Consider the following 2,464-nt stretch of genomic DNA (forward strand, 5'->3'; position numbering starts at 1 on the left):
GCCAGGTGGGCCTGTCGTGGACGGCGTCCGCGGGCGCCAGCCAGTACTGGGTGATGAAGACGGAGGGCTTCGCGGGCTGTGACTTCGGCAAGGCGCGCGTGGCCACCGTCACCGGCACCAGCTACACGGATCCGGAGGTCGCCAACGGCCGGCAGTACTGCTACTCGGTCGTCCCCGCGAGCAGCAACGCGTGCTTCGGCAAGGCCAGCACCTGCGCCTGCACCACCCCCGTCTGCGCGGCGCCCACGGCGCCCGCGCTGTCCACCCCCTCTTCCGGAGCCACCGACGTGGAGCTGCTGGCGGCGCTGGACTGGGCGGACGTGACGGGCGTGGCCGGCTACGAGGTGCAGGTCGCGACGGACAGCGCCTTCACCAACGTGGTGCGCAGCGCCAACTCGCTCGTCGCGAGCGCCTGGACGGTGTCCCCCGGCCTGACGGCCAGCACCGTCTACTACTGGCGCGTGCGCGCGCTCAACTCGTGCGGCGGCACCAGCTCCTGGACCGCGGCGAACAGCTTCACCACGCGTGGCTGCGTCAACCTGGCGGCCCCCACCCTGACGTCTCCCGCCAGCGGCGCCACCGGCGTCGCGCTCGCCCCGGCGCTGGACTGGACGGACGTGACGAGCGCGGCCGGCTACGACGTGCAGGTGGCGACGGACAGCGCCTTCACCAACGTGGTGCGCAGCGCCACGGGCCTGGGCGCGAGCGCCTGGAACGTGACCCCCGGCCTGTCCAACCTCACGTCGTACTACTGGCGCGCGCGGGCCACCGACAGCTGCGGCGCGAGCGCGTACAGCGCCGCGTCCAGCTTCACCACCACCAACATCTGCACGCCGGTGGTCGCGACGTACAACGCGAACGTGAAGGCCCCGGCCTGCGATTCGGTGTGCGGCTGTGACACCGGCCCCACGCTCGTCAACGGGCGCGGCACCCTGTCCGGCGGCGTGGAACCCAACCAGCCCAACACGCTGGGCGCGACGTGCACGGACGGCTCCACGGGCACCTACCACGTGGACGAGAGCATCGACCGCGTGGTGCTCAAGACGGTGGACCAGGGGCTCATCACCCCGGGCAAGCAGGTGACGGTGGACGTGACGGTGTACTGCTACGGCACCACGGACCAGCTGGACCTGTACTACGCGACGAACACCACCACGCCCACGTGGACCGCCCTCACCACCGCCCAGGCCTGCACCGCGGTGGGGCTGAAGACGTTCTCCACCACGTTCACCGTGGGCGCCGCCACCGGCCAGCACGCGGTGCGCGCGCAGTTCCGCTTCGGTGGCACCGCCGCCAGCGCCTGCGTGACGGGCTCGTACAACGATCACGACGACCTGGCCTTCAGCGTCGTGTCCGCGGTGGCCGCGTCCCCCGCCGCCCCGGGCTCGAAGCAGGCCCGGGGTCGCAGCACCGTGACGGCGCGCTAGCCATCGCGATGCGCGTGGTCCCGTAGCACTCCAGGGGCTCCCGGTTCATTCCGGGGGCCCCTGGCTTTTCACGGCGGTCCGTCCCAGTCGATGACGACCGACGGCGCCGAGCGACGCACCGGGCCGTGGAACACCAGCTCGATGTTGTTGCCGTCCGGATCCAACACGAAGGCCGCGTAGTAACCCGGGTGGTAGGAGCGCTCGCCGGGCGCGCCGTTGTCCCGGCCGCCGGCGGCCAGCGCCGCCTGGTGGAAGCGGTGCACCATCTCCCGGTCCTTCGCCTGGAAGGCCAGGTGCACGCGCGCCGTCGGCTCCGAGTCCGCGCTCACGAAGAACTCGTCCGCGGCGAAGTGCCGCGCGCTCTCGCTGAACAGCGGGATGCCCAGCACCCCCAGCACCGCCTTGTAGAAGCGCTTGCTCGCCTCCAGGTCCCGCACCTGAAGGTGGACGTGGTCGAACAATCGGCCAATGTGCAGCTGCATGGTCAGCCTCCTGTGGGTTCGTCACCCTTTTGCGTGTCCAACAACCGGCAGAGCGCCGACGTTCAGAGCAGCAAAACGCGCATGTCAAGCCGCTTGCGCCCGGGAAGTCCCGGAAGCGGCAAAGACCTTCATCAAAAGGCCGGGCACCGGGCGGCGGGACGATGCAGGTTCATGCGATAGTCCGCGCCACTTCGCTGTTCTTGCCTTCAGGAGGGTCTCGCGATGTTCCTCGAAATCGTCGTCATGCCCCGCGAAGCGCGGAAGAGCCCAGCCCGGCGTTCCCCCGAGCGGCGCGGCAGGGAAGCCCTGACCCAGGAATGGCGCGAGGAGGGCAAGGCCTTCCACGGCGCCGTCCTGGAGTTCATCAAGGCCCAGCACCTGCTGGGCGCCGTGAAGTGGATGAGCGAACCGGGAGTGCTGCCCCAGGTGACGCTCGTCGCCTCGGACCGCGTGCTGGAGAAGCTCCAGTCCGAGCCCCGCTTCGAAGCAGGCCGCGGCCTGTCGCTCCACCTGCAGACCTGATGTCCGGCGCGCCCCCGGCGCCCTCCCCTCACC

2 protein-coding genes and 1 pseudogene are annotated in these 2,464 nt (G+C 70.7%); 2 read left to right on the forward strand and 1 reads right to left on the reverse strand.

Annotated features, from left to right (window positions below; genetic code table 11):
* Positions 1–1,427 (forward strand): annotated as a pseudogene (locus D7V97_RS42215) (endopeptidase); the annotation flags it as partial.
* A gap of 68 nt (positions 1,428–1,495) precedes the next feature.
* On the opposite strand, the gene D7V97_RS42220 reads toward D7V97_RS42215, so the two are convergent.
* On the reverse strand, positions 1,496–1,909 hold the full coding sequence (locus D7V97_RS42220; protein WP_120616164.1) for a VOC family protein: 414 nt from the start codon (positions 1,907–1,909) through the stop codon (positions 1,496–1,498).
* Positions 1,910–2,131: 222 nt separating this feature from the next.
* Here D7V97_RS42220 and D7V97_RS42225 point away from each other — a divergent pair, with 222 nt between their 5' ends.
* Positions 2,132–2,431: a hypothetical protein gene (locus tag D7V97_RS42225; protein ID WP_120616165.1), complete on the forward strand. Its 300-nt coding sequence runs from the start codon at positions 2,132–2,134 to the stop codon at positions 2,429–2,431.
* The last annotated feature ends 33 nt before the right edge of the window (positions 2,432–2,464 follow it).

This window comes from Corallococcus sp. CA053C (assembly GCF_003611675.1).
In the GTDB taxonomy this organism is placed as follows: Bacteria; Myxococcota; Myxococcia; order Myxococcales; family Myxococcaceae; genus Corallococcus.